We start from the raw sequence: 2,245 nt of genomic DNA, 5'->3' as shown, positions 1-2,245 counted from the left end.
GGAAATTCATTTAGAATTATCCAGCCTAATGCTGCAGTTTTAGGACCACAGGCTTCAAATACTTTCTCAGGTCTTACACAAGCAGGAACTTATACAGCGGAGGTTACCGATTCAAACGGGTGTATTGTTCAAAGACCATTCACTTTAGCTACGCCAAGCTTGCCAACAGCGAGTGTAACGGGATCAGATATCTGTTATGATACCACTAACCAGGCTACCATTAAGGTTACCGGTTCAGGAGGAATGGCTCCATATGAATACAGTATTAACAACGGAACAAGTTATCAGACGGGAGATACTTTCTCTAATTTACTTCCGGGTACTTATACTGTAATTGTTAAGGATGCTTACGGATGTAAATCTACAGCAGTAAGCCAGGTTATAGCAAACGAATTGAAATCTACAGCTATATTAACAAGCGGTCCAACTTGTCTTTCTCCAACCATTACTATTGATGGTACCATTAATGGAGGAACCCCTAATACAGTTGCTCCAAATTATACTTATACTGTTACTTTAAACGGAACATTACTTCCGGCAGTTCATGATGTTACTGGAAATACGTTTTCTTACACAGATGGTACAGCTACATCAGCTACAACGACAACAACTTATTTATTTACATTTACAGATAGTAAAGGTTGTACAACTACATCAACTGTTTCAGTACAGCCTAAAACCAAACCAAATATTACTTCTGTTACTCAGGTAAATCCTATTTATTGTAATGGGGAATCAACTGGTTCTATCAATGTTGTTATTGATAATTCAGTAGGTAATGGCCCGTTTGTAATTAATGTTGAAAAAGTCAATGTTCCTTTAGCAAGTTATGGGTCACAGACTGTTGGTCTTCCAGGTGGAAATTATATGGTTACCATTACTGATGCTAATGGATGTACTTCAGATCCTAAGCCAGTAGTTATAGCAGAACCAGCTAAAATTACTTTTACAGAAGTAATTACTCAAATCACTTGTGTTGGCGGTTCTACAGGAACATCGTTAGGTTCTATTAGTGTGACAGCTTTAACAGGCGGCTCTGTTGATCCAACATTGCCGGCTCCGGCTAAAGCGGGCTTTGTTTATACTTTAACAAGTAATACAAATGCAACGCAAACTTTTGCTCCAACTTTAAAAGAAAACCATACTTTTCAGATTTTAAATTTTGGAATTTATGAATTAACTGTTACAGATTATAATGGTTGTTCTGTTACCAAAACTATTAATATGGCTTCACCGCCGGAAGATTTAGTAATTGATGTAGTTCAGGGGCCAGCTTCATGTACGACTGCTGATATTGTGGTTAGTGTTCATCCACCAATTGCCGGTGGACCATACTACTTTGCTCAATATCCTGTTGACCCGACTAATCCAAATAATTATGATTATACAACATTTGCTGCTTTGTATAGAGCATCAGATGGAGCTCTTACGTTACCTTTACCACCAGTTGGTGATCCTCTTTATTTACAATCAACTTTTACAGGTTTAAATCCAGGGGTTAGGTATTCTTTCATTGTTTATGATTCGTCAACAAAATGCTACTTTTTCAAGCAAGCGGAAGACAAAACGCCTACTTTATCAACTTTAACAAGTAATCCTACTGCAATAAATGTAACATGTAAAGGATTAGCTGTACCCGATGGAAAAGTATCTTTTACAGTTACTAATATATTTTTCCCAAGTACAGATGTGAAATATGAGATTTATAATTCTCAAACGAATCAGCCTGTTTCACCTGCTATTACGGGTACGATTACAGGTTTACTTTCGCCTGATAGTGCAACTCCGATAACCAGCGCTGTTGAGACCGCAGGCCTGCTTGCACCTGGAACCTACTATATTTTATTTGAAGAAGTTGGTGGTGCAAACCCAGGTTGTAAAAATTCGTCAGCAGTTTTTACAATAAGAGAGTCTGTTGTTGCCTTAACAGCTAGTGCTTCTGCACCTAAAAATGATAGCTGTAAACATGCAGGGCAAATTATTGCTAATGGACAAGGTGGAACGGCGCCATATCAATATGAATTAGTGGGAGGTCCAGTTAGTATTGGATATTCTAGCTATGCATATTTCCCAAATCCATCTTCACCACTGATTCCAACAACAGGAAATTATACAGTAAATGTTAAAGATGCTAATGGATGTATTGTTCCTGTATCAGTTACTCTTGGCCTTGACCCAACACCGGTTATGACTGCTGTTTTAGCTGCTCAGTGTAATGTTGTTGAGGGAAGCTTTGCGATCAATG

At 38.1% G+C, this 2,245-nt stretch carries 1 pseudogene; it reads left to right on the top strand.

The features are described 5' to 3' along the window. Positions 1 to 2,245, top strand: a pseudogene (locus AC1RRN_RS21410) (hypothetical protein); the annotation flags it as partial.

The sequence above is a fragment of the Flavobacterium sp. GW821-FHT11G01 genome, assembly GCF_058808175.1.
The sequence above is the reverse complement of the archived record's forward strand: the minus strand, read 5'-3'. Positions and strand labels throughout refer to the sequence as shown.